The 25,189-nt window shown below is 71.5% G+C and carries 20 protein-coding genes and 1 tRNA gene; 6 read left to right on the top strand and 15 right to left on the bottom strand.

Going from position 1 to position 25,189, the window contains the following annotated elements:
- Nucleotides 1-18 precede the first annotated feature (18 nt).
- The gene (gene ppc, locus AB0E85_RS00345) at nucleotides 19-2,751 is read left to right on the top strand and encodes a phosphoenolpyruvate carboxylase (protein WP_361920913.1); all 2,733 of its coding nucleotides are present in this window, start codon (nucleotides 19-21) and stop codon (nucleotides 2,749-2,751) included.
- Nucleotides 2,752-2,817: 66 nt separating this feature from the next.
- Here ppc and AB0E85_RS00340 read toward each other — a convergent pair whose 3' ends face one another.
- The 8 genes from AB0E85_RS00340 to AB0E85_RS00305 form a co-directional block, all read right to left on the bottom strand.
- Nucleotides 2,818-3,510 (bottom strand): LPXTG cell wall anchor domain-containing protein, encoded by a 693-nt coding sequence (locus AB0E85_RS00340; RefSeq protein ID WP_361920911.1) that lies wholly within the window; start codon nucleotides 3,508-3,510, stop codon nucleotides 2,818-2,820.
- Between the two features lie 136 nt (nucleotides 3,511-3,646).
- Nucleotides 3,647-4,150, bottom strand: coding sequence for a hypothetical protein (locus AB0E85_RS00335; protein ID WP_361920910.1), 504 nt, complete (start codon nucleotides 4,148-4,150; stop codon nucleotides 3,647-3,649).
- A 42-nt stretch (nucleotides 4,151-4,192) separates the two neighbouring features.
- Nucleotides 4,193-4,795 carry an aminoacyl-tRNA hydrolase gene (gene pth, locus AB0E85_RS00330; RefSeq protein WP_361920909.1) on the bottom strand — a complete coding sequence of 201 codons (603 nt, stop codon included), beginning with the start codon at nucleotides 4,793-4,795 and terminating at the stop codon, nucleotides 4,193-4,195.
- Nucleotides 4,796-4,864: 69 nt separating this feature from the next.
- Nucleotides 4,865-5,461, bottom strand: a complete 597-nt coding sequence (locus tag AB0E85_RS00325) for a 50S ribosomal protein L25/general stress protein Ctc (protein ID WP_361920907.1) — start codon at nucleotides 5,459-5,461, stop codon at nucleotides 4,865-4,867.
- Between the two features lie 187 nt (nucleotides 5,462-5,648).
- Nucleotides 5,649-6,629, bottom strand: coding sequence for a ribose-phosphate diphosphokinase (locus tag AB0E85_RS00320; protein WP_033312075.1), 981 nt, complete (start codon nucleotides 6,627-6,629; stop codon nucleotides 5,649-5,651).
- Nucleotides 6,630-6,765: 136 nt separating this feature from the next.
- Nucleotides 6,766-8,214: a bifunctional UDP-N-acetylglucosamine diphosphorylase/glucosamine-1-phosphate N-acetyltransferase GlmU gene (gene glmU, locus AB0E85_RS00315; protein WP_361920905.1), complete on the bottom strand. Its 1,449-nt coding sequence runs from the start codon at nucleotides 8,212-8,214 to the stop codon at nucleotides 6,766-6,768.
- A gap of 124 nt (nucleotides 8,215-8,338) precedes the next feature.
- Nucleotides 8,339-8,410 (bottom strand) — tRNA-Gln (locus AB0E85_RS00310).
- A 23-nt stretch (nucleotides 8,411-8,433) separates the two neighbouring features.
- Nucleotides 8,434-9,294: a hypothetical protein gene (locus AB0E85_RS00305; RefSeq protein ID WP_361920903.1), complete on the bottom strand. Its 861-nt coding sequence runs from the start codon at nucleotides 9,292-9,294 to the stop codon at nucleotides 8,434-8,436.
- A 168-nt stretch (nucleotides 9,295-9,462) separates the two neighbouring features.
- Between AB0E85_RS00305 and AB0E85_RS00300 the strand changes: the two genes are divergently transcribed.
- The gene (locus AB0E85_RS00300; RefSeq protein WP_361920902.1) at nucleotides 9,463-10,761 is read left to right on the top strand and encodes a histidine kinase; all 1,299 of its coding nucleotides are present in this window, start codon (nucleotides 9,463-9,465) and stop codon (nucleotides 10,759-10,761) included.
- Between the two features lie 14 nt (nucleotides 10,762-10,775).
- On the opposite strand, the gene AB0E85_RS00295 is transcribed toward AB0E85_RS00300, so the two are convergent.
- Together AB0E85_RS00295 and AB0E85_RS00290 are read right to left on the bottom strand one after the other, a co-directional pair.
- Nucleotides 10,776-11,270, bottom strand: a complete 495-nt coding sequence (locus AB0E85_RS00295; RefSeq protein WP_361920900.1) for an SUKH-3 domain-containing protein — start codon at nucleotides 11,268-11,270, stop codon at nucleotides 10,776-10,778.
- A 79-nt stretch (nucleotides 11,271-11,349) separates the two neighbouring features.
- Complete coding sequence (locus AB0E85_RS00290) at nucleotides 11,350-11,952, bottom strand: YwqJ-related putative deaminase (RefSeq protein ID WP_361920898.1); 603 nt, start codon at nucleotides 11,950-11,952, stop codon at nucleotides 11,350-11,352.
- 397 nt (nucleotides 11,953-12,349) lie between these two features.
- Between AB0E85_RS00290 and AB0E85_RS00285 the strand changes: the two genes are divergently transcribed.
- From AB0E85_RS00285 to AB0E85_RS00270, 4 genes are all read left to right on the top strand, one after another.
- Nucleotides 12,350-13,354, top strand: a complete 1,005-nt coding sequence (locus tag AB0E85_RS00285) for an SMI1/KNR4 family protein (protein ID WP_184847189.1) — start codon at nucleotides 12,350-12,352, stop codon at nucleotides 13,352-13,354.
- Nucleotides 13,355-13,362: 8 nt separating this feature from the next.
- Nucleotides 13,363-16,446, top strand: a complete 3,084-nt coding sequence (locus AB0E85_RS00280) for an SUKH-4 family immunity protein (RefSeq protein ID WP_361920896.1) — start codon at nucleotides 13,363-13,365, stop codon at nucleotides 16,444-16,446.
- Between the two features lie 169 nt (nucleotides 16,447-16,615).
- Entirely contained in the window at nucleotides 16,616-17,077 is a 462-nt protein-coding gene (locus AB0E85_RS00275) for a carboxymuconolactone decarboxylase family protein (protein WP_361920894.1), read from the top strand.
- A gap of 144 nt (nucleotides 17,078-17,221) precedes the next feature.
- Nucleotides 17,222-18,109 (top strand): cellulose-binding protein, encoded by an 888-nt coding sequence (locus AB0E85_RS00270; protein WP_361920893.1) that lies wholly within the window; start codon nucleotides 17,222-17,224, stop codon nucleotides 18,107-18,109.
- Nucleotides 18,110-18,226: 117 nt separating this feature from the next.
- On the opposite strand, the gene AB0E85_RS00265 is transcribed toward AB0E85_RS00270, so the two are convergent.
- The 5 genes from AB0E85_RS00265 to AB0E85_RS00245 form a co-directional block, all read right to left on the bottom strand.
- Nucleotides 18,227-19,840 carry a cation acetate symporter gene (locus tag AB0E85_RS00265; RefSeq protein WP_361920891.1) on the bottom strand — a complete coding sequence of 538 codons (1,614 nt, stop codon included), beginning with the start codon at nucleotides 19,838-19,840 and terminating at the stop codon, nucleotides 18,227-18,229.
- The gene (locus AB0E85_RS00260; protein ID WP_361920889.1) at nucleotides 19,837-20,286 is read right to left on the bottom strand and encodes a DUF485 domain-containing protein; all 450 of its coding nucleotides are present in this window, start codon (nucleotides 20,284-20,286) and stop codon (nucleotides 19,837-19,839) included. Before AB0E85_RS00260 ends, AB0E85_RS00265 begins: the two co-directional genes overlap by 4 nt.
- A gap of 192 nt (nucleotides 20,287-20,478) precedes the next feature.
- The gene (locus tag AB0E85_RS00255) at nucleotides 20,479-22,863 is read right to left on the bottom strand and encodes a hypothetical protein (RefSeq protein WP_361920887.1); all 2,385 of its coding nucleotides are present in this window, start codon (nucleotides 22,861-22,863) and stop codon (nucleotides 20,479-20,481) included.
- 81 nt (nucleotides 22,864-22,944) lie between these two features.
- Entirely contained in the window at nucleotides 22,945-23,454 is a 510-nt protein-coding gene (locus AB0E85_RS00250; RefSeq protein ID WP_361920885.1) for a GNAT family N-acetyltransferase, read from the bottom strand.
- A 22-nt stretch (nucleotides 23,455-23,476) separates the two neighbouring features.
- Nucleotides 23,477-24,970, bottom strand: coding sequence for an MFS transporter (locus tag AB0E85_RS00245; protein WP_361920883.1), 1,494 nt, complete (start codon nucleotides 24,968-24,970; stop codon nucleotides 23,477-23,479).
- Between the last annotated feature and the right edge of the window lie 219 nt (nucleotides 24,971-25,189).

The raw sequence follows: 25,189 nt of genomic DNA, 5'->3' as shown, positions 1-25,189 counted from the left end.
CTGCAAGGAGCCGCACCTGTGAGCAGTGCCGACGACCAGACCACGACGACGAGCAGTGAGCTGCGTGCCGACATCCGCCGCTTGGGCGACCTCCTCGGCGAGACCCTCGTCCGCCAAGAGGGCCCCGAGCTGCTGGAACTCGTCGAAAAGGTCCGCCGCCTCACCCGAGAGGACGGCGAGGCCGCCGCCGAGCTGCTGCGCGGCACCGAACTCGACACCGCGGCCAAGCTGGTCCGCGCCTTCTCCACCTACTTCCACCTCGCCAACGTCACCGAGCAGGTCCACCGCGGCCGCGAGCTGCGCGCCCGCCGCGCCGCCGAGGGCGGACTCCTCGCCCGTACGGCCGACCGGCTCAAGGACGCCGACCCCGACCACCTGCGCGAGACGGTCCGCAACCTCAACGTCCGCCCCGTCTTCACGGCCCACCCCACCGAGGCCGCCCGCCGCTCCGTCCTCAACAAGCTCCGGCGCATCGCCGCGCTCCTGGAGACCCCGGTCATCGAATCCGACCGGCGCCGCCTGGACACCCGCCTCGCCGAGAACATCGACCTCGTCTGGCAGACCGACGAACTGCGCGTGGTGCGCCCCGAGCCCGCCGACGAGGCCCGCAACGCCATCTACTACCTCGACGAGCTGCACGCGGGCGCCGTCGGCGACGTCCTGGAGGACCTCACCGCCGAACTGGAGCGCGCCGGCGTCAAGCTCCCCGACGACACCCGCCCCCTCACCTTCGGCACCTGGATCGGCGGCGACCGCGACGGCAACCCCAACGTCACCCCCCAGGTCACCTGGGACGTCCTGATCCTCCAGCACGAGCACGGCATCAACGACGCCCTGGAGACCATCGACGAACTCCGCGGCTTCCTGTCCAACTCCATCCGCTACGCCGGCGCCACCGAGGAACTGCTGACCTCCCTCCAGGCCGACCTGGAGAACCTCCCCGAGATCAGCCCCCGCTACAAGCGCCTCAACGCCGAAGAGCCCTACCGGCTCAAGGCCACCTGCATCCGGCAGAAGCTGGAGAACACCAAGAAGCGCCTCGCCAAGGGCACCGCCCACCGCGACGGCCGCGACTACCTCGGCACCAGCGAACTCCTCGACGACCTGCGGATCATCCAGCGCTCCCTGCGCGAGCACCGCGGCGGGCTCTTCGCCGACGGCCGCCTCGCCCGCACCATCCGCACCCTCGCCGCCTTCGGCCTCCAGCTCGCCACCATGGACGTCCGCGAACACGCCGACGCCCACCACCACGCCCTCGGCCAGCTCTTCGACCGGCTCGGCGAGGAATCCTGGCGCTACGCCGACATGCCCCGCGACTACCGCGCCAAGCTCCTCGCCAAGGAACTCCGCTCCCGCAGGCCGCTCGCGCCCACCCCGGCCCCCGTCGACGCACCCGGCGAGAAGACCTTCGGCGTCTTCGGCACCGTCAAGCGCGCCCTGGAGGTCTTCGGACCCGAGGTCATCGAGTCCTACATCATCTCCATGTGCCAGGGCGCCGACGACGTCTTCGCCGCCGCCGTCCTCGCCCGCGAAGCAGGCCTCATCGACCTCCACGCCGGCTGGGCCAAGATCGGCATCGTCCCGCTGCTGGAGACCACCGACGAGCTCAAGGCCGCCGACACCATCCTCGAAGACATGCTCTCCGACCCGTCCTACCGGCGCCTCGTCGCACTCCGGGGAGACGTCCAGGAGGTCATGCTCGGCTACTCCGACTCCTCCAAGTTCGGCGGCATCACCACCAGCCAGTGGGAGATCCACCGCGCCCAGCGCCGCCTGCGCGACGTCGCCCACCGCTACGGCGTACGCCTGCGCCTCTTCCACGGCCGCGGCGGCACCGTCGGCCGCGGCGGCGGCCCCACCCACGACGCCATCCTCGCCCAGCCCTGGGGCACCCTGGAGGGCGAGATCAAGGTCACCGAGCAGGGCGAGGTCATCTCCGACAAGTACCTCATCCCCTCCCTGGCCCGGGAAAACCTGGAGCTGACCGTCGCGGCCACCCTCCAGGCGTCCGCCCTGCACACCGCACCCCGCCAGTCCGACGAGGCCCTCGCCCGCTGGGACGCCGCGATGGACGTCGTCTCCGACGCCGCCCACGCCGCCTACCGCCGCCTCGTCGAGGACCCCGACCTGCCGACGTACTTCCTCGCGTCGACACCGGTGGACCAGCTCGCCGACCTGCACCTGGGCTCCCGGCCCTCCCGCCGCCCTGGCTCCGGCGTCTCGCTCGACGGCCTGCGCGCCATCCCCTGGGTCTTCGGCTGGACCCAGTCCCGGCAGATCGTCCCCGGCTGGTTCGGCGTCGGCTCCGGCCTCAAGGCCCTGCGCGAAGCCGGCCTCGACACCGTCCTCGACGAGATGCACCAGCAGTGGCACTTCTTCCGCAACTTCATCTCCAACGTCGAGATGACCCTCGCCAAGACCGACCTGCGGATCGCCCAGCACTACGTCGACACCCTCGTCCCCGACGAGCTCAAGCACGTCTTCGACACCATCAAGGCCGAGCACGAACTGACCATCCGCGAAGTCCTGCGCGTCACCGGCGAAACCGAACTCCTCGACGCCGCGCCCGTACTGAAGCAGACCTTCACCATCCGCGACGCCTACCTCGACCCCATCTCCTACCTCCAGGTCGCCCTGCTCAAGCGCCAGCGCGACGCGGCCACCGCCGGCGAACAGCCCGACCCGCTCCTCGCCCGCGCCCTGCTCCTCACCGTCAACGGCGTGGCAGCCGGCCTGCGCAACACCGGCTGAACCAGCCCCGCACACGACCGTGCCCCCGAACCTCGCACAGGTTCGGGGGCACGCTCGTGCCGTACGTCAGCCGCGGCCGGCCCGCCGGCGCCGGACCACCAGGAAACCGCCCGCCGCCAGCAGCGCCGCCGCCACACCCGACAGCACACCCACCGGGGCCCCATTGCCCGTCTCGGCCAGGTCACCGTCCGTACCGCCCTGCGGGGACGGCGACGCGGACGCCGGCACACCCCCGCCCACCGACGAACTCGGCGACGCCGACCCACCCGGCTCACCCGACGGTGCCTCGGACGCCCCCGGCGAGGACGACGGCGAAGCCGACCCGGACGGCGTCGCACCACCCGGCTCCTGCTCGTCCTCACAGTCCGTCCAGAACACCTTGTGCTTGGCCGAACCCTTCTCACCCTCAAAGGTCCAGAACAGCTTGTAGTGCCCGTCGGGCAGCGACAGGTCCGCACTGCGGCCGTGACCCTCGGCGTCCAGCGTCAGCGCACCCGACTTCACCGTCTCCCCCTTGTTCTCACTCGGAGGGATCGCATCGATGTGCCAGTCCACCTCCTGACCACCGTCAAAACCGAAGGCATCCAGGTAGAACATGCACACGTGCGGCTCGTTACGGCGCAGCTCCTCACCCGTCGAGGCGTCATGGATCTTCACCGTCCCGTTGTCACCGGGAGGACTGGCCTGAGCGGCCGGAGCGAGCAGAAGGACCGCGGAAGCGGCGGCGCACACAGCGCCGAGACGAGAGAGGGTTCGCATGGCGAGGTAGTCCATCTTCGAGAAGTGACCGGGAAGATGTGGAGGGGGCGGCTCAGCTTCCAGCCCCGGCCGCCGACACGTCAATCACGAACACACAACGCTCGTCCCTCCACAGAAGGAGAGAACGCCCCAACCCTCAGACGGTCACGAATGCCGCCGTCAGCAACGCCACCCCCGACAACGCCAGCACCCACGCCGCCCGCGTCCGCAACAGACCACCCGCCACCACGACGGACGCCAGCAACAGCGCACCACCCAGCGGAACCCACGCGTACAACACCCCCGCCGGCCCCGAACGCACCGCGTCGTCACCGCCGGGCTTCACCACCACCGCGTAGGTCCGGCCCTTCTCCACCGCGACCGACTTCTCCAGCACCACCCGCGACCGCGGCTGCGCACCCGCCGACGACGGCGCGAACCGCCCCCAGCACACGTCAGGCCCGCACCGCGCCACCTCGACCGTGCCCCGCTCCCGGCCCTTCGTCAGCATCACGTGCTGCGCCGTACCCCACGACGCCCACACCCCCGCGATCAGGATCAGCACCGCGACCGCAGCCATCGCAGCGAACCGCCCGAACCGCAACACGACGGCCGAGGCCGGGGACGAAGGGGTGGCATGGGCAGGCATGGCCGGGATCATTGGCCATGCCTGAACGGCCCGTCAACCTAGCCGGGGGACAAGTCAGGAGTTGTACGTGCTTTGCGCCCGCTCCAGCCCCTCGATCACCAGACACTCCACCGCGTCCGCCGCCCGGTCCACGAAGTAGTCCAGCTCCTTGCGCTCCGCCGACGCAAAATCCTTCAGCACGAAATCCGCCACCGGCATCCGCCCCGGCGGCCGCCCGATCCCGAACCGCACCCGGTGATAATCCGCCCCGAACGCCTTCGTCATCGACTTCAACCCGTTGTGCCCGTTGTCGCCACCACCGAGCTTCAGCCGCAGCACCCCGTAATCGATGTCCAACTCATCATGAATCGCCACCACATGAGCCACCGGCACCTTGTAGAAATCCCGCAGCGCGTTCACCGGCCCACCCGACAGATTCATGAACGACATCGGCTTCGCCAACACCACGCGCCGGTTCAACGGCCCCGGCGGCCCGATCCGGCCCTCCACGACCTGCGCCTGCGCCCGCCCGGCCCGCTTGAACCTCCCCCCGACCCGGTCCGCCAGCAGATCGGCCACCATGAAACCCACGTTGTGCCGGTTCCCCGCGTACTCCGGCCCCGGATTGCCCAGCCCCACGATCAACCAGGGAGCGGCGGCATCGGTCGTCACGTCCATGTCTCCTTCATACGCGTCGGCCGCTGCCCCGCACGGGAACAGCGGCCGACGAAACGACGACGCAGAGGATCAGGCCTCGGCGGCCTCTTCCTCAGCGGCCTCCTCGCCCTCCGGGGCCTCCTCGGCCTGCGCGGCCAGAACCTGAAGGACGACGGTGTCGTCCTCGACGGTCAGCGTGGTGCCCTTGGGCAGCTTGATGTCCTTCGCGAGGACCGAGTCACCCGCAGCCAGACCCTCGATGGAGACGGTCACCGACTCCGGGATGTGGGTCGCCTCGGCCTCGACCGGCAGCGCGTTCAGCACGTGCTCCAGCAGGAAGCCACCCGGGGCCAGCTCGCCCTCGGTGTGCACCGGGACCTCGACCGTGACCTGCTCGCCGCGCTTCACCAGCAGCAGGTCCACGTGCTCCAGGAAGCCCTTCAGCGGGTCACGCTGCACCGACTTCGGAATCGCCAGCTCGTTCGACTTGCCGTCGATGTCCAGCGCGATCAGCACGTTCGGCGTACGCAGCGCCATCAGCAGGTCGTGACCCGGCAGGGTCAGGTGCAGCGGGTCCGAACCGTGCCCGTACAGGACACCCGGAACCTTGTCTTCACGACGGATACGGCGCGCGGCACCCTTGCCGAACTCGGTGCGCGTCGCGGCGGAGATCTTCACCTCGGACATGGTCACTCCTCGAAGTCAGAAACGGACGTGGTCACCCGGCCACGAACGGCCTGCTACGAAGAGCGCGTCGATAACGGACCACCGCATCCGGAAACGGAAACGGCCTCCCTCGCCGAGCAACTTCAGCAGTCTACTCGGAAAGGGAGGCCGCACCCAAAAGGATCTACCCAAACACCACCACAGGTGCCTACTGCTCGTCGAACAGGCTCGTCACCGAACCGTCCTCGAACACCTCACGCACCGCACTCGCGATCGTCGGCGCGATCGACAACACCGAGATCTTCTCCAGATCCCGGCTCAGCTCACCCGGCGTCGGCAGCGTGTCCGTGAACACGAACTCACTCACCCGCGAGTTCTTCAGCCGGTCCGCAGCCGGACCCGACAGCACACCGTGAGTCGCCGTCACGATCACGTCCTCCGCACCGTGTGCGAACAACGCGTCCGCCGCGGCACAGATCGTCCCACCCGTGTCGATCATGTCGTCCACCAGGACACACACGCGACCCTTCACCTCACCCACGACCTCGTGGACGGTGACCTGATTCGCGACGTCCTTGTCACGCCGCTTGTGCACGATCGCCAGAGGCGCACCCAGCCGGTCACACCAGCGGTCCGCGACCCGCACCCGGCCCGCGTCCGGCGACACGACCGTCAGCTTCTCCCGGTCCACCTTCCGGCCCACATAGTCCGCCAGCAGCGGCAACGCGAACAGGTGATCCACCGGACCGTCGAAGAAACCCTGAATCTGGTCCGTGTGCAGATCCACGGTCAAGATCCGGTCCGCGCCGGCAGTCTTCATCATGTCCGCGATCAGACGCGCCGAAATCGGTTCACGCCCACGGTGCTTCTTGTCCTGCCGCGCGTAACCGTAGAACGGCACGATGACCGTGATGGAACGCGCCGACGCACGCTTCAACGCGTCGATCATGATCAACTGCTCCATGATCCACTTGTTGATCGGAGCCGTGTGGCTCTGGATCAGGAAACAGTCGGCACCACGCGCCGACTCCTGATAACGCACATAGATCTCACCATTGGCGAAGTCGAAGGCCTTCGTCGGGACAACCCCGACACCCAGCTGTTGGGCGACCTCCTCCGCAAGCTCGGGGTGGGCGCGGCCGGAGAAGAACATCAACTTCTTCTCGCCGGTCGTCTTGATCCCGGTCACAGCACTGTCTCCTCAGAGGTGTCGCAGCTGGGTGGCGAGAGACCTCGCAGCCGGCTTGCCGGAGGCCGTCTCAGCTGGTGGGGGTGCGGGTTGTGCACTTATCACCGTACGCCGTGTTTGAGGCATCGGTTTCCGGTCAGCCCTCGCCGGCCGACTCCCGGGAAGCCGCCTCCGCCGCCTTCGCGGCAGCGCTCCCCGGACGCTTACGAGCCACCCAACCCTCGATATTCCGCTGCTGACCACGGGCCACGGCCAGCGAACCGGGCGGCACATCCTTCGTGATCACCGACCCCGCAGCGGTGTACGCACCGTCCCCCACCGTGACAGGCGCCACAAACATGTTGTCCGAACCCGTCCGGCAATGCGAACCGATCGTCGTGTGGTGCTTGTCCTGCCCGTCGTAGTTCACGAACACACTCGCCGCACCGATGTTGGTCTGCTCACCGATCGTCGCATCACCCACGTACGACAGGTGCGGCACCTTCGTCCCGTCCCCGATCGACGCGTTCTTCGTCTCCACGTACGTACCGATCTTGCCCTTCACACCCAGCCGCGTCCCCGGACGCAGATACGCGAACGGCCCCACCGTCGCGTCCGCGCCGATCTCGGCGCCCGCGGCCACGGTGTTGTCGACCCGCGCCCCCGCACCCACACGGGTGTCGGTCAGCCGCGAGTTGGGCCCGACCTCCGCGCCCTCGCCGAGATGCGTCGTGCCGTGCAGCTGGGTGCCCGGGTGAACGACGGCATCCTGCTCGAACGTGACGGTGACATCGACGAAGGTCGTCGCGGGATCGATGACGGTCACACCGGCGAGCATCGCCTCGGTCAACAACCGGTCGTTGAGGATCCGCCGGGCCTCCGAGAGCTGCACACGATTGTTGATCCCCGCGATCTCACGATGATCACCGGCCACGGACGCCCCCACCCGGTGCCCCGCCTCACGCAGGATCCCCAGCACGTCGGTCAGGTACTCCTCACCCTGGCTGTTGTCCGTCCGCACCTTCTTCAGCGCGTCCGCCAGCAGCTGACCGTCGAACGCGAACACACCCGAGTTGATCTCACGGATCGACCGCTGCGCCTCGGTGGCGTCCTTGTGCTCCACGATGGCGGTGACGGCACCCGTGGCGTCGTCCCGCACGATCCGCCCGTACCCCGTCGCGTCCGGCACCTCGGCGGTCAGCACGGTGACCGCGTTGCCGTCGGCGGAGTGGGTGTCGGCGAGGGCCCGCAGGGTCGCACCGGTCAGCAGCGGAGTGTCCCCGCACACGACCACGACCGTCCCGTCCACGGACCCGCCCAGCTCCTCCAGGCCCATCCGCACGGCATGCCCGGTGCCGTTCTGCTCCGCCTGTACGGCGGTACGGACGTCGGGGGCGATCTCACCGAGGTGGGCGGTGACCTTCTCACGGGCGTGGCCGACCACGACGACCAAGCGCTCGGGCTGGAGCTCGCCGGCGGAGGCGAGCACATGACCCACGAGACTGCGACCGCAGAGCTCGTGCAGGACCTTGGGTGTGGCCGACTTCATACGGGTGCCCTCACCCGCTGCGAGAACGACGACGGCTGCCGGGCGGTTGGCGCTCACGGGATGCCCTTCGGCTGTGGATGGGGTGGGGTGACATCCGCAGGATACCGGGGGGTTTTGTGGGGGGCATGAGCGTGGGCCCTGACTTGGCTGCCGCCGGTCAGGGCCCGAACTTGAGCATGTGCTCCCCCGCCAGGACTCGAACCCGGACAGATGGCACCAAAAGCCACAGTGCTGCCAATTACACCACGGGGGAACGAACTCGACTAAACCGGACATCTAGCCAGGTCGTCGAGCAGCGCCTCCTACTATGCCGTACCAGGCGCCTTCCATGCGACGGTACAGGTCGGCGCTCCTGAGTACGTACACGATCAAGCAGCCGTGATACGCGTCCGCGGTGTTCTTTCGGCTTGTCTTCGCATGGTGTCTCTTGAGGGTGGCCCTCTGGAATGTCGAGGGCTCGACACCTGCCAAGGCGGCCCAAAACGTCTCGGACCTCGCCACGTTGGCGGACTCGTGGATGCTCACCCGAAAGCGCAGGCGCTCGCGCTCCACGCCCAGTACGTCGAGCCAGCGCAGGAAGAAGCTGATGACGTTCGGGTCGCTGTTGATGAAGTGCAGCCTCTCGCGGCGACTGTAGGGCTTGTCCTTGGCTCCCTCGGCCCAGTAGAGGGTCACTCCGGCCAGGAACACCTCCCTGTCGGACAGATCGCCGACCGCATGCTTGGCGGCCTCCTTCGCGTGCCGGCGCTCATCCTCGCGACGTTGCAGTGCGGCTTCCCAGCCTCGCCGGGCGATAGCCGACGCCTCCTCGGTGCTGCGCTTGCGCTCCGGCTTCGGCAGGTCCCGTACCCACAATGAGATCGAGCTCTTCGAGCACCCCAGCTCGACCTGGATCTGGTCGTACGTCCAGCCCTGAAGCCGGAGCTCCCGGGCCTTCTCGCGGAGGTCGTCCTTCGCGTTCGGGCGCTTCGTCCAGGCCGGTGGGGGTTCGCCCTCCAGCAGTCGGTTGAGGATGTCGTTGTTGTCGACGTGCAGGCGGTCTCGGATCTGGCGGCGGCTGAGGCCCTCTCGGCGTAGCGCCACCGCCCTCTCCCGTAGTCCCTCGAAGTCCGCGTACTTGCCGGGTGCATGTGTCATACGCATACCGTCCGGGCGGAATGGTGGGCTCCGGGGTCGAACGGTGAGCGATTCAGCAGTTCGAGGGATATCGGGCGGTTTCGCAGCCGAACGGTCACCGTGTGTGGTGTAGGCCAGTCCGGGAAACTCACCGGAAAACCGGCGGGGGCCGCCCGTAGGCTGGGAGGCATGACCGCGACGGGGGAAGACCATGTGACGGCCCGGGGAGGGCCTTGGTGGTGGGCCAGGCGGCGTAGCGCCGTGTTCGATGTGAGCCTGGCCGTGGTGTCCGCGCTGGAGTGTGCGCTGGAGGGGATTCCGTTCGCGCGGGACGCCGGGATCCCGGTGGCGGCGGGGGTCGTGTTCGGGCTGCTGGCCGGTTCCGTGCTGGTGGTGCGGCGGCGGTGGCCGATCGCGGTGGTGCTGGTGTCGATCGCCATCACGCCCGCCGAGATGGGTTTCCTGATGGGCGTCGTCGGCCTGTACACGCTGGCCGCGGCCGAGCTGCCCCGGCGGATCATCGGCTCGCTGGCGGGGATGTCGCTGGTGGGGACGCTGATCGTGACGTTCGTGAAGACGCGGCAGGACATGTCCCGGGGTGACCTGGACATAGGGGACTGGTTCGTCCCCTTCGCTGCGATCACGATGTCGCTGGGCTTCACGGCGCCTCCGGTGCTGCTCGGGCTGTACGTGGGGGCGCGGCGGCGGCTGATGGAGAGCTTGCGGGAGCGGGCGGACAGTCTGGAGCGGGAGCTTCAGTTGCTCGCGGAGCGGGCGGAGGAGCGGGCGGAGTGGGCCCGGAACGAGGAGCGGACGCGGATCGCGCGGGAGATGCACGATGTGGTCGCGCATCGGGTGAGTCTGATGGTGGTGCATGCGGCTGCGCTTCAGGCTGTTGCCCGGAAGGATCCGGAGAAGGCGGTGAGGAATGCCGCGCTGGTGGGGGACATGGGGCGGCAGGCGCTGACGGAGCTGCGGGAGATGCTCGGGGTGCTGCGCAGTGGCGGGGAGGGGCGGCGGGAGTCTGCCGCGTCGGTGCCGCTGGTGGCGGTGGGGGTGGCTGCCGCGGCGGCGGCTTCGCGGGCGGCGGATGACGAGGGGCCGTGTCTGGCGGAGATCGAGGAGTTGGTGGGGCAGTCGGCTGCCGCGGGGATGGTGGTGGCGTTGTCGGTGGAGGGGGATGTCCGGTCGTATGCGCCGTTGGTGGAGCAGACGGCGTATCGGGTGGTGCAGGAGGCGTTGACGAACGTCCACAAGCACGCGGCCGGGGCGAAGACGTATGTGCGGTTGGCACATCGGGTGTCGGAGATCGCGATGCAGGTGGAGAACGAGCCGCCGGAGGAGGCGGCGGCGTCGGCACGGTTGCCGTCCGGGGGGAATGGGCTGGTGGGGATGAAGGAGCGGGTGTCGGCGTTGGGTGGGGTGTTCGTGTCGGGGCCGACGGATGCGGGGGGTTTCCGGGTGTCGGCGGTGATTCCGGCGTCGTAGGCCGCCTCGGGTGGTCAGGCGGTGGTGAGGCGGGCGGGTTCGGTGCCGGTGATGAGGGTGGCCAGGGCGTGGTCGATGTCGGGGCCGAGGTACCAGTCGCCGGTGTGGTCGAGGGTGTAGGCGCGGCCGTCGGTGTCGATGGCGAGGAGGGCCTGGCTGTCGGTTTCGGTGCCGAGGGGGCAGACGTCGGTGTCGAGGGCGCGGCCGAGGTCGGCGAGGGTGCGGGCCATGTGGAGGCCGTGCAGCGGATCGAGGTGGAGGCCTGCGGGGGCGACTTGGCGGCCGGGGCCGGTGGGGGTGATGTGGAGTCCGCCGAATTCGGCCCAGGCTTCGACGGCGGCGGGGAAGACGGTGTGGCGGTGTCCTGCGGGTGAGGTGTGGTCGCGCAGGGTGTCGGCCCAGATTTCGGCTTGTTTGATGTCCCAGCGTCCGGGTTGCCAGCCGGCGGCACGCAGCGCGGCGTCGACGGGTACGGCGAAGCGGGTGGTGGAGGTGCGGTCGGTGTGCATCTGCCCTTCGTCTCGTCGAGGTCTTGGGGCGCGCGTGAGGGTGCGCCGTGCTGCGTGTGCTGGGGGTGGGGGGTGGGCGTCAGCCGTTCTGGGACGCCGGGTCGACTATGCGAACCCCGAAGTGGGCGCTGAGCGCGGTGCAGGCGCGGCAGGGGGTGGCGAAGCTGCCGTGGAGGGGGTCGCCGTCCTCGCGGATGCGTCGGGCGGTGAGTTTGGCCTGCTTGAGGGCCTTGCGTGCCTCGCCGTTGGTCATGGGTTTGCGTGCGGCGCGTTTGCTGCGTGCGGTGTCGGCGGCGGCGATGTGGCGGGAGATGAGGATGGTTTCGGCGCAGCGGCCGGTGAAGCGGTCGCGTTGGGCGCTGGTGAGGGTGTCGAGGAAGTCCTGGACGAGGGGGTGCAGGGCGGGGGGTGTGTCGCCGCGGGCGGCGGTGCCGGTGAGGGTGGCGCCGCGGACGGAGAGGGCGGCGGCGACGGTGGGGAGGATGCCGTCGCGGCGGTGCCGGAGGGCGGGGGTGTGGGTGGCTTCGGTGGTGCTCCAGCCGATGCGGGGGTCGCCGCCCAGGGGGTCGGTGGCCCGTGGGTCGCCGGCTTGGGGGCCGGTGTCGCGGGTTGTGCCTCTGGGGTCGCTGTTTCGTGGGTCGGCGGACCGGCCGGTGTGTGGTCCCGTCTGCGTGGCGTTCATGATCGTCTTCCCCTCCGTGCATCCCCCCGGGGGTCACAGACTGCCAAATGCCGTGGCTGGTGCGGAAGCTGGGGCGCGGCGACACGCCCGGAGCGGGGTGTGCCGTCACGGTGGGGTGACGGCTGGTCACGGAAGCGGAGGGGGTGCCGACCGGTGCCGGTGACCGGTGTCGTCGTACCGCATAGGCTGTCGGCACCGTTGGCGATGCGGTGATCCGTTCGGGGTTCGATGCAGTGAACCGGAGGGTGGTCCGCGGGGTCGGGGTGTGCAGTGAGGTGCGGTGAAGTGCGCCGAGGTGCAGTGGAGTCGAGAAACAAGACGTGACAGTCGATACGGGTCGTAGTGCGCCAAGGGTGGTCAATACGGGTCGTACAGAGTGCCGCAGGGGGCAACCGCCATGACGACAGGTCGGCTCGGGCAGCAAGCCGCGCCGCCGAACGCGGCCTACGCCGGGCAGGTCGTGCATTTCCCGGATCCGGTCCGGGCGGCCCGTCACCCGAGAGGGGTACGGGTCGATGAGCATGGTTACCCCGACTTCTCGGCTTACGCGCGTGCGGCCGCGGAGATCGCGGAGCCGCCGGAGGGTTTCGGTGTCGACGAGTTGCGGCTGACGGACTACGTGTCGGCGAACACGGCGTTGTCGGCGTCCGGGCACGAGCTGTGGGACACGGTGCCGGCGGTGGCGACGCCGCACGGCTGGACGTGGCACCACGTGGTGGGGTCGCGGCGGCTGGAGCTGGTGCCGGTCGAGGTGAAGGCCTTGCTGCGGCATCACGGGGGTGTGGCGACGTCGGGGGTCGACCATTCCAAGCGGGGGACGCGGCCGTTGCAGGAGACGCGTCCGGCGCACTTCGGGCTGCCGAAGTCGGGTGTGGCGGTGACGGAGTCGCAGGTGCAGGGCGTCGAGGAGGACCTCGGCTACCGGTTGCCGGGTGCGTACCGGTCGTTCCTGAAGGCGGCGGGCGGGTGCGCGCCGGTGGGTGCCGCGCTGGACGCGGAGCTGGGGCTGCTGGTGGACCAGCCGTTCTTCACGGTGCGTGACGAGGCCGCGGTCAATGACCTGGTGTACGTCAACAAGTGTCTGCGTGACCATCTGACCAAGGACTATCTGGGGGTCGCCTTCGTCCAGGGCGGGCTGCTGGCCGTGAAGGTGAAGGGTGAGCGCATCGGGTCCGTGTGGTTCTGCGCGTACGACGACGCGCGGGATGTGGATCCCTCGGTTCCGCCGGCGGAGCGGGTGGAGCGGCTGCTGCTGCCGTGCGGGGACGACTTCGATGTCTTCCTGTCGCGGCTGGCGGGCAATCCGCCGGAGTTGGAGACGGTGGCGAACCTGATGGTGGACGGCGGGTTCGCGCGTGTGGTGCCGGCGGGCGCGGTGTCGTCCTCGGCCGTGGGGGAGTGAGGTCGGCGATGGTGACCTTCGCGCAGGCGCAGGAGCGCGCGGAAGAGTGGATCAACGGGGATCTCCCGGCGTACCAGCATCGTGAGGTGCGGGTGCGGGAGTTCGACCTGGGGTTCGTGGTGTGGGCCGAGGACCGGGCGGACGGGCCGCGGTCGGACGGTGGTGCGCAGCGGCTGGTGATCGCGCGGGACAGCGGTGAGGCGACGCTGTGGCCCGGGCTGCCGGTGGGTGAGGTGATCCGCCGGTACGAGGAGGAGTACGGCCGTCCGGACGTGGCGGAGGAGCCGGCGCCGGCGGCGCCTGCCGCGCGGGTGGATCTGAATCAGACGTCGTTCCTGCTGACTCCGCCGGAGTGGTTGCAGGATGCGGCGGACAAGCTGGGGATTCCGGATCGGCGGGGTGCGGGGGCCGGTGAGACGGGTTCGGCTCCTGCGGCGTCTTCGGCCTCTGCGGCTTCTTCGGCCTCTGCGGCCCCTTCGGGTCCTGCGGTTGCTGCCGATGGACCGGTGCCCGCCGGCGGGTCGGCTTCCGGTTCCGGTTCCGCTTCTGGTGCCTCGGCTGCGGGCGGTGCGACTCCCGCCCAGGGGGCGCCCGTCGCGCCGGGGAGTGGTACGGCGTGGCCGGCCGCCGGGGGGAGTGATGCGGAGGCGGGCGACGGCTCGGCAGCCGGTCCTGGTGCTTCCGCCGCGCCGGGTGTGCCCGAGGGGGCGACGCCGTGGGCCGGTACGGACACCAACGGCGATGCCGGTGACGACCGTTCCGTACCGCTGCCGGCGACGGTCTTCGCACCGCCGCTGAGCGAGACCGACGGTGCCACGCCGCCGCCGTCGTCGACGCCCGATGCCCACACGGCTCTGATGTCGGGCGGCAGTCAGCTTCCGCCGACCGCGGTGACGCCGGCGGTGGACGGTCCGGGCGCCTCGGATTCCGGCCCGGCGGGCGGCCCGGGGTACGGCTACCCCTCGGGCCCGGCCACCGCGCCCGGTGGACCGGGGACGCCGGCCGGTGGGGTGCCGCAGGGCAGTACGCCTCCGCCAGTGCCGGGTGCGCAGCCGTACGGCTATCCGCAGGGATCGGGTGGCGGGGCTGCCGGCCCTGCCCGTCCTGCCGGGCCGGGTGTGCCGGAGCGGCCGCTCGCGCCCAACGCCGGGGACATCGCCGACGCCGCGACCAGCAAGGCGGCTCCGCCGCCGGGCCGTGGGCGGGGCACGGGTCCGACCACGCCGCCCCCGCCGGGTGCTCCGGGTGCTCCGGGAGCGCGGCCGGGCAGCACGCCCCCGCCGTCGGGGCCCGGCGCTCCGGGTACTCCGGCGGGCGGTTACGTCCCTACGCAGCTCGTGTCGGCGCTCGGCCCTGACGGGCCGGGAGGGCCGGGAGGACCCGGTTCGGAGGGTCCCGGTGGTCCCGGTGGGCCCAGTGGCCCGGGCGGTTCCGCGGGGGCCGGCTCTTCGCAGGGGCCGGGGGCGCCGCTGCCTCCCCCGCAGCCGGCGGGTGCTGCGCATGCGCCCGGCGCGCCGCAGCCGCCTGGTCCCCCCGGTGCGCCGCAGCCGCCCGGTGCCCCCGGTGCGCCGCAGCCGCCCGGTGCTCCTGGTGGTACGCCTCCGGGGGGCGTCCACCATGCCGCCACGATGTTCGCCGACCCCGGCCGGATGGGCCCGGGCGCGCCTCAGCCCCCGCAGCCGCCCGGCCCTCCCGGAGCGCCCGGCGCACCTCACCCGCCCGGTGCTCCGAATCCGCCCGGTGCTCCTCACCCGCCCGGCGCCCCTGGTGCTCCGGGTGCTCCTGGCGGCCCGGGTCCGGTGCATCACGCGGAGACCATGCTCGCCACGCCTCCGGCGGGTGGCCCCGGTGTGCCTCCGCCGCCGCAGGCGCCCGGCGCGCCGCCCGCTGCCCCGGGAGCCCCGGGAGCCCCGGGAGCCCCGGGAGCCCCGGGAGCACCCGGCATGCCGGGTGGCCCGCCGCCCGTCCCGCACGGCGGGATGCCGGGAGCGGTGCCTCCGGGTATGCCGCCCGGCGCGATGCCTCCGGGCGGGATGCCTCCGGGTGCGATGCCGCCGCCCGGCCCGCCCGTCCCCGGGCAGCCGCCGGCGTACGGCTATCCGCAGCAGCCCGGCGGGCAGCCGACCGTGGGCCCCGGCTACCAGGCCGTGCTGCGCTACCGCGCGCAGGACGGTTCCGAGCAGCAGCTGATCCGGCGCTCGGCGCCGGGCACGCCGCACCCGGAGTGGCAGATCTTCCACGAGCTGCGGGCCATGAACGTGCCCCCGGACCAGGTGCTGGAGCTGCACACCGAACTGGAGTCGTGCGAGCTGCCGGGCGCGTACTGCGCGCGGATGATCCGGGAGCAGTGGCCGCAGGCGCGCATCACGAGCATCGCGCCGTACGGCACCGACCACGCGAGCCGGCAGCAGGGCATGCAGCAGCTGCTGGCCCACCAGGGCGAGTTGCACCAGGTGGCGGACGGCCCGGCGCGTCCGGCTCCGGTGCGCGCGCCGCTGCCGCCGGTGCAGCCGGCGCCGCCGATCCCGCCGGAGGCCATCGGGCAGGAGCTGGGGGCCGCGTTCGGGCCGGGGGTGTTCCGGTTCGAGCAGGCCGCCGTGTCGCGCCAGGGTGTGCCGCCGGTGGTGGCGCACACGCTGGTGGCGGCCGGGCTGCCGATGGACATGGGCCCGTTCTTCTGGGCGCAGGCCCAGCCGGGGCGGCCCGTGCCGACGCTGGCGGAGCTGGCGGCCGAGCGTGGTGTGCAGCCGGCCTCGGACGCGGGGTCCTACCTGGTGATGGGCAGCGACTTCGGCAAGGCGATCTGCGTGCAGTACGGCACGGCGAACATCGTCGCCGTGCCGGTGGAGGCGGGGCCGGGCGGGGCGCCCGTGCCGCCGCAGTTCGTGAACACCGGGCTGCCGGAGTTCGCCCGCTGCCTGGCGCTGCTCGGGCGGATGTGGCGGCTGCGGTTCGGGCTGAACCAGGAGCAGGCGGGCCGCTGGACCGTCGACTTCCAGGCCCAGCTGGCCGCGCTCGACCCGGCGGCGCTGGGCTCGCCGGAGAGCTGGTGGTCGGTGCTGCTGGAGGAGATGTGGGACGGACTGCTGTGAGCCGTCGCCGCTGACGTGCCACAAGAAGCCGGGTCCGGGTCGCTCGTACGACCGGGCCCGGCTTCTTGCTGCCGTGCCGGAAATTCTTCGCGTCGGGCTGTCACATCTTCCTCCGCCGCTCCGTCAGTGCAGTGACAGCGACGCACGGCCGACACAGGAGGCAGAGATCATGCAGGCACGGATGACGAACCCGGCGTACGTCCTTTCCGGCGCGATGAAGGGCATCGGCACGCTCTTCCAGGCGATCGGGGAGGGCGGCCTGGCACAGGAGGTGGCGGAGATCGTCGGGCTGCGCGCCAGCCAGATCAACGGCTGTGGTGCCTGCGTGTACGGGCATGTCGCCAACCTCCGCAAGGCCGGGGTGAGCGAGGAGCGCATCGCGGCCGTCGCCGCCTGGCGGCACACGCCCTTCTTCTCGGACGCCGAGCGTGCGGCCCTGAAGCTGACGGAGGCGATGACGCGGCTTTCCGACCTCTCGGGGGAGTCGGTGCCGGACGCGCTGTGGGACGAGGTGGCCGACCACTTCGACGAGAAGGAGCTGTCCGCGCTGATCCTCACCGTCTCGGTCACGAACATGTTCAACCGCATCAACACGACGATCCAGGAGCCCGCGGGCACCACCTGGGGATGACGGCCGCCGCCCGTCTGGCCGCGGGGCCCCGGGCTGCGAGCGGAGTGTCGCGTTATGAACACTTCCGTCTGATCCATCAAGATGTGCGCTGAATCATCCCATTTCTGACGCGACTTCACGCCGATGTGGTGGAGAGGGGTCCGGATGAGCAGCGCGACGGCGTCGCCGCACGGCTTCACGGCCGTGCGGGGGCGCGGCTACCGTCCCGAGCAGGTCGACGAGTACGCCGAGGCCCTCTCCGCGGACCGCGACGCGGCCTGGGAGCGAGCCGCCCGCCTGACGGTGCTCGCCCGGCGGATGGACGAGGAACTGACGCGGCTGCGCGGGGCCGTGGCCCGGCTGGCCCCGCAGAACTACGAAATGCTCGGCGACCGGGCTCGCCGGCTCTTCGAACTCGGCGAGCAGGAGGCCGCGGCCGTACGGGAGGGGGCGCGGGAAGAGGCGCGCCAACACGTGGAGGGGGCGCGGTCGTCCGCGGACGGCGTGCGGGAGTCCGCACGGGCGCATGCCGAGGCCGTACGCGCCGACGCCGACGAGCGGGCCCGGCAGCGGCTGCTCGCCGCGCGCGCCGAGGCCGACGAGACCCTGGGCGCGGCCCGGCGCGAGGCGCAGGAGGATCGGGGCGAGGCCCTGGCCGCCTTGCGGGAGATGCGGCAGCGCACCTCCGGGATGCTGGCCGAGCAGGACAAGGAACGCGCCGAGCGGTGGGCGCAGACGGAACGGCAGGAGGCCGCCCGGGAAGCGGCCCTCGACGCCCACCACGACGAGGCGGTGACGCGCGCCGAGGCCGAACTGTCCGAGGCCGAGCAGGCCTTCGCCGACGCCGAGGACTCCGCCCGCGAGCTGGAGGAGGAGGCTCACGCCCGTGCGGCGGAACTGGTCGCCCGGGCGCGGGAGCACGCGGAGGCCGCGGAGGCGGAGACGGACCGGCTCCTGCGCGTGCACGCCGAACAACGGGACGACGCCCTCGCGCACATCGACCGTGTCCACACCAGCCTGACGGCGTGGGCGGGACGAGCGGCGGCGGACTGAAACAGCCGGCGGCCTGCCGCCGTACCAGTGCCGCCACCCCGTCGGTTGACGTGGCGGGGGGCGGCACTGGACGCGCGCGCACGCATGCCGTGCGGGCCGGCGGGCCAGGGCTTCGCGTCAGTTGTCCCTGCGTACCGCGCCCGCCAGGATCCACCCCTCCACCGCCTCGTACTGGTGGCGCTGCTCCTCCGACTTCCGGCGGCCGGAGGCGATCGTGCCCAGCCAGCCGCAGGCGAAGCCCAGGGGTATCGAGAGCAGGCCCGTGGTGGTGAACGGGAACCAGTTGAAGTCGGCTTCGGGGAAGGCCGAGACGGGTGAACCCGAGACCAGGTTGGTGCCCGGCATCAGCACCAGGACGGCGAGGGAGCCGCCGATGAGGGTGCTGAGCAGGCCTGTTCGCGTGTAGCGGCGCCAGAAGAGGCTGTAGACCAGCGCGGGCGCGATGGCCGAGGCACCCAGGCAGAAGGACAGCGTGACCAGAGGTTGCAGGCTGCGGTGCTGGACCTGGGTGGCCAGGATGATCGCCGGGATGCCCACGGCCAGGGCCGACAGCCGGGCCACGGTCATCTCGCGCCGGGGCGACATCTCCTGCACCCGGGCCGCGAACACGTCGTGCGCGAGGGAGTTGGCGCAGGCCAGGATCATGCCGGCGACGGAGGCGAGCAGCGTGAGGAAGACCGCCGTGGTGACGGTGGTGAACAGGAACGTCTCCGCCGACGACACGTCCCGCCCGAAGGCCGCCTGCGATCCCAGCAGATACGCCGTGTTGCCCTGCGGGTCGACCTGCGCGATCAGCTTCCGCCCGATCAACGCCGTCGCGCCGAAGCCGACGACCGTGATGACCAGTACGAACAGGGCCACACCCGACACCGCCCAGGACATCGAGCGCCGCACCTGCCGGGCGCTGGAGGCCGTGTACATGCGCATGGTGACGTGCGGCAGGACGCCACCGCCGAGGACCACGGTCAGCTGCGCGGTGATCATGTCCAGGTCGGGGCTGGGGCCGCCCGCGAACTGGAGGCCCGAGGAGAGGAACGCCGAGCCGACACCACTGTTCTGTGCGGCCGCGTCGAACAACGCGCCCGGGTCCCAGTCGAACCGGTTCAGGATCAGTATCGCGACCACCATGCCGGAGCCGAGCAGCATCACGATCTTCAGGATCTGGATGAGGGCGGTGCCCTTCATCCCGCCGATCGCCGCGTAGCTGATCATCAGCGCGCCCACGCCGATGATGCAGCCTGTCTGGAGTGACTCGCCCGAGAAGCCGAGGATGAACGCCATCAGTTGCCCGGTCCCCGCCAGCTGGACCAGCATCAGCGGCACCAGTGCCGCCAGGGTCACCGCACAGGCGGCGATGCGGACGGCGCGTCCCGGCATCCGGCGGGTCAGTGCGTCGCCCATGGTGAACCGGCCGGCGTTGCGCAGCGGTTCGGCCAGCAGGAACATCAGCAGCATCAGGGACAGGGCCGTGCTCAGTGCCAGCACGATCCCGTCGTAGCCGAACAGGGCGATGACCCCGCCGGTGCCGAGGACGGTCGCGGCGGAGATGTAGTCACCGGCGATCGCCAGGCCGTTGCGCATGGGGGACAGGGAGCTGTAGCCGGTGTAGAACTCGTCCAGGTCGTCCCGGTCCGGGCCCGTCATCACGCACAGCAGCAGCGTGATCGTGGCGACGGCGGAGAAGCCGACGAGGGACATCGCCTGGGCGTTGCCGCTGAAGACGGTGTTCACCGCGCTCCCTCCCGCTTCGCGTCCAGCTCGGCGTGCTTGCGTATCCGGTCCGCGATCGGGTCGACGCGGCGGCGGGCCGTCTGTTCGTACAGGGCGACCGCGAGCCAGGTCACGGGGACCTGGACGAGCGCCAGCAGCAGGCCGGTGGGCAGGCCGTCGGTGACGGTGCTCGTCATGAACGAGGGCGCGAACGCCGACAGGGTCAGGAACAGGACGAAGTAGCCGAGCGCCGTGAGCGTGGCCACGCGCCGCTGCCAGCGGTAGGCGCTGCGCAGCACCCGCAGGTCGCTGTGGTGTCCGAGCGCGGCGTGGCGCTGGGGACGCCGTCCGGCCGGCTCGGGAGCCTCCTGCGGTGCCCAGGGGTAGGTGTCGTACGTGTACGGGTCGTAGGAGGGGGGTGGTTCGGGTGGTCGGTACGGGTAGGACGGGGACGGGTCGTAGGACATCCCGGTTCTCCTTGCGAGGGTGGGATCCGGTGCGGCGGGCCGCAGGGAGGTGGGGGGCGGGAGCCACGCACGCTACTTCGGAGTAGGGGTCCTGCGCGAGGGTTTCTGCAAACTGATCGGTCGGTATGCGCTTACCTTTCCGACCTCGGGTGTTACCCGCGTTAACTCGGCTTTTCCGGGATTCCCGGTGCGTCACCGGCGGTGGATCAGCGACACGGACGCGGGCACTTCTGCCTGACCGTCGGCCGTCGCCCTGAAGGTCAGTCGCCGGTCGATCCGGCGCGGGACCGAACTCTCCGCGAGGATCGTGAAGTTGACGCCTGCCCTCCCTCCGGCCGGCACGTTTACGCAGGTCTGGCCCTGCCCCTGGTCGGTCCCCGCGGTCCAGCCGCCGCCCACCGGTGGTGCCCAGACCGTCACGCGGTGTGCGATGTCGTCGAAGTTGTAGACGTCGACGCTCATGCGGGTGCGGCGGCCGAGGCGGTAACCGTGCGGCGGGGGTGCGTCACCGTCCTGCTTGCCGGGGGCGGCGTTGCGGGCGGGGAAGCGCTGGGCGAGGACGATGTGTTCGGCGGGGGAGAGCCGGCCCCTCGGCCGGGCGGGGGCTTGAGGCGAGGCCGCGGGAGGCGCCGCGGACGTGAAGTAGAGCGGGTCGCGCGAGGCGGTCACCGGCTTCCCGGAGGGAAGGCGGCGGCCCATGAGGTCGTAGGCGGTCCCCGCCGGACACCGGGTCAGGCGCACGGGCCGCTCCGCCCAGACCACCGTGACCTGCTCGCCGCGGCCGCTGTCGAAGACGAACCCTCGGACGCCGTCCGGCAGCAGGGGCGCGGGGCCGGTGAAGTGGGCCGCGCCGAGCAGTGAGGTGAGGGCCGCGAACGCGCTGTAGGCCGGCAGCGGCCGGAAGTCGCGGTCGAGCAGCCCGAAGTAGACGCCGTCGTCGTGCAGCGGCGGGCCCGCGAACCAGAACTGCCGGTCGTTGCCCGCCGCCAGCCCTTCCACCATCGAACGCACCACGTACCGCGCCTGCTCCATCTCCTGCGCGGGTGTCAGGTCCGCGCCCGGCCGCGTCTTCTGGAACGCGCCGCACTCCGTCATCCACAGCGGTATGCCCGCCTCGTGCCGCCGGGCCAGTTCGTGCTGCTCGTCCGCGGCGCCCGGGAACCGCGGCTCGCCCGGCTCGGTGGGATCGGGGTAACCGTGGAAGGCCCACACGTCGGCGTACCGCACGATGTCGTTCGCGAGCAGCAGGTCCTGGAAGGGGCCGGTCTGGGCGATGCCCGGCAGCACGACGAGGCAGGGTTCGTGCGCGGCGTCCTTGATGCCGAGCGCGGTGGCCTTCACGAACGCGGCGTGGGCGTCGCCGGTGCTGCGGGTGGTGTCGACGTCCGGTTCGTTCGACAGCTGGAGCGCCTCGGGGGCGGCGGCCGTGAGGCGCCGGGCGTAGTGGTAGGCGTGCCTGAGGTCCGCCGGGAGGGGGAGTGAGGCGTCGGTCATGGCCCACTCGGGGGCGGGGGAGAGCACGTCGAGGACGGCCAGGCCGTGGGCGCGCAGGGTGCGGGTGCGGCGGTCGTGGACGCCGGTGTCGTGGACGCCCGGCACCGGCTCGACCGCGGGCCAGGACTGGCCGTCCCGTACCCAGCCGGCTCCCATGTCCCGCAGGGCGGAGGCGAAGTCCGCCAGACGCGAGGGCGGCACGAGGGAGGACGCCCAGAGGTTGACCCCGAAGCGGGCGGCGGGGCCGGTGACGGCGGGCCGGGCCGGCAGGCGGGCGAACCGGCCCGTCACGCCCTCCGCCTCCACGCGGTAGTGCCCCGGGGGCAGTGCGGGCAGCGTGACCGTCGCGCCGAGGTCACCGGCGGCGACGGCGGCGTGGCCGGTGGCGACGCGGTGGCCGTGGTGGTCGCTCACCACGTACCGCACCCGGTGGTCGCGGGTGGCGTGCCCGTCGAGGGTCAGACGCAGCCGGGCCGGTTCGCCCTCGCGGTGCCGGGGGACCGACAGTTCGCTCAGGGCCGGGTGCCCGTCCAGACGGCGCAGCGTGAAGCGGTCCAGCGACAGGACGTACGCCGTCGTGGTGTCCAGGACGGCCGGTTCGGTGACGCGGAAGGTGAACGTGTTGGTGCCGTCCCGCAGTTCGACCGTCCCCAGATCCAGCCGGGACAGGTCGCCCCAGGCGGGCCGCGATGCGTACCAGTGCGGTTGCGAGCCCGCGATCTCGGAGAAGGGGCCGTCGTTCACGGACAGGTGCAGGTAGGAGGCGACGGCCTCGGTGTGCGGCGTCTCGACCGGCGCCGTGGCCACGGCCGTCAGCGCGTACACCCCGGCCCGCGGGGCGCGCACGGAGTACGTCGCGTACCAGCCGGTCCGCGCAGGGGGTTTCCCGGTCGTCCGTAACCGCAGGTACCGGCCGCCGGCCGCCCTGCGGTCCCTCACCACCGGGATGTTCGTCCGCACCGCGGACTCGCCCTGCACCGTCACCGTCATCGTCATGGGCGCGGCCGCCCGCGCCGTGCTGCCGCTGCCCGCGACCATCGCCCCGAGTCCCGCTGCCATCGCCGTGCGCCTGTTGAAGTCCATGCCACCAGCAGACACGCACGGCCCGTCACTCCGCGTCACCCGCAAGAGTGTCCGAACCCGGAAACGGGTCGGGGGCGAGCCCTAGGGGTTCCCGGGGGCGGCGTCGAGGTGCCGGCGCTCGTAGCGGATCCCCGGGCTGCCGCCCACGGTCGTGTTCTCCACCCGCGTGAAGCCGTTGCGGGTCAGGACCCGCATGGAAGCCGGGTTGTCGAGGGTCGTTCGCGCGGTGAGGGACGTCAGGCCGTAGTCGGTCGCCGCGAGGCGGCACACCTGCGCCACGGCTGCCGTCGCCACGCCCCGGCCCGCGGCCTGTTCGCCGACGCGGTAGCCGAGTTCGGCGCCGCCGTCCACCAGGTCGATCAGGTTCACCCGGCCGATCAGCTCCCCGTCCTCCCCGAGGACCACGTGGAAGCGGCACACGCGCGCGTGCTGCTCGTCGAGGAGCGCCCGAAGCCGTGCGGCGAACCCATCCGCCGTGAAGAAGGCGTCCCCGCGGTCCGGCACCGTCCGGGCGAAGTACGCCCGGTTCTCCCGCTCGAAGGCCAGCAACGCGTCCGCGTGTTCCGCCCGCAGGGGCTCCAAGGTCACCATGGGCGCGAGGATACGGACGCGCTCAGTCCTTCAGTACCGGAAACGTCCGGGGCGCGAGGAACAGCAGCACCAGGAACGCCAGGGCCGCCGCGCCCGCCGCGCCCATGTACACGGCGTGCACGGCGTCGGCGATGGCCCGCCGGGTCGCCTCCGGAGCGCTGCCGGAGTCGAGTGCCCGCGTCACCGAGTCGAGGTCGCCCGCCCCGCCGAGCCGCGCGGCGAGCACCCCGTTGGCGACCGCGCCGAAGACCGCCGCGCCGATCGTCTGGCCGGTCTGGCGGCAGAACAGCACGGAGGCGGTCGTCGTGCCGCGCTCCGCCCATCCCACCGTCGACTGCACCCCGACGATGAGCGGCAGCTGGAACAGGCCCAGCGCGGCGCCGAGCAGCAGCATCAGCAGGGCCGGCTGCCAGGCCTGCCCGGGGTAGGGCAGGAAGGGGAACGCGAACAGGATCAGTGCGGCCGTGCCGATGCCCAGCATCGCCGTGTTGCGGAAACCGATCCTGCGGTAGACGTGCTGGCTCAGCGCCGCCGACACCGGCCAGCTCAGCGTCCAGACGGACAGGACGAACCCGGCGGCCACGGGAGCGAGGCCCAGCACCGACTGGGCGTACGTGGGCAGGAAGACCGCCGGCGCGACCATCAACAGGCCCAGCGCGCCCAGGGCCAGATTGACCGCGGCGATGGTGCGGCGCCGCCACACCCAGCCCGGGATGATCGGGTCCGCCGCCCGGCGCTCCACCAGCACCACGACCGCCACCAGGGCGAGTCCCGCCCCGAACAGGGCCGATGAGGGCACCGAGAGCCACGGCCACGCCACCCCGCCCTGCACCAGGGCCGTGAGCAGAACGCCGCCACAGGCGAACACCGCGAGGGCCCCCGCCCAGTCCACGCGCGCGTGCGCGGTGCTTTCCCGCTCCGGCTCGTGGAGGTGACGGACGATCAGCCACAGCGCGAGCGCGCCGATCGGCAGGTTGATCAGGAAGATCCAGCGCCAGTCCGCGTACGCGGCGAGCACCCCGCCGAGTCCGGGACCGGCGACCGCGGAGACCGCCCACACCGTCGACAGCTTCGACTGGATCTTCGGGCGGTCCTTCAGCGGATAGAGATCGGCGGCGAGTGTCTGCACCGTGCCCTGGAGCGCGCCGCCGCCCAGACCCTGCACGACACGGAAGGCGATGAGCGCCCCCATGTTCCAGGCCAGCGCGCACAGCAGCGACCCGAGGAGGAAGAGCACCGACCCCGCTATGAGGACCGGCTTGCGGCCGAAGGTGTCGGAGAGCCTGCCGTACACGGGCAGGGTGACGGTCACGGCCAGCAGATAGCCGGAGAACAGCCAGGAGAAGACGGAGAAGCCGCCCAGGTCCCCGACGATCTGCGGGACGGCGGTCGAGACGATGGTCGCGTCGAGCGCCGCCAGCGCCATCGAGAGCATCAACGCCGCGACGACGGCTCCGCGCCGGCCCGCCGCGGCGGGCTGTGCCGCCTCGACCTCCGCGGAACTGGTGCTGCCCACCCCGGCCCTCCCCCTCGCCCCGGCCACACCCTCGCCCCGGGCCCCGTCGTTTATGCCTGCCCCTTGCACCTACCTGCCGCGGACAGCTTCCCACTTGACCCTGACGCAGCGGGAGGGTGGAGCCTGAGTGAGCTCGTGGGTGGAGCCGACCCTGAGACGGACTCCACCCTTCGGCGGACTGCCCCTAGGGGTACCTCCGTACTACGACCTGGGGAGGGT

The organism is Streptomyces sp. NPDC029044 (assembly GCF_040637495.1).
GTDB lineage: Bacteria > Actinomycetota > Actinomycetes > Streptomycetales > Streptomycetaceae > Streptomyces.
This window is presented reverse-complemented; position numbering and strand designations above follow the sequence as displayed.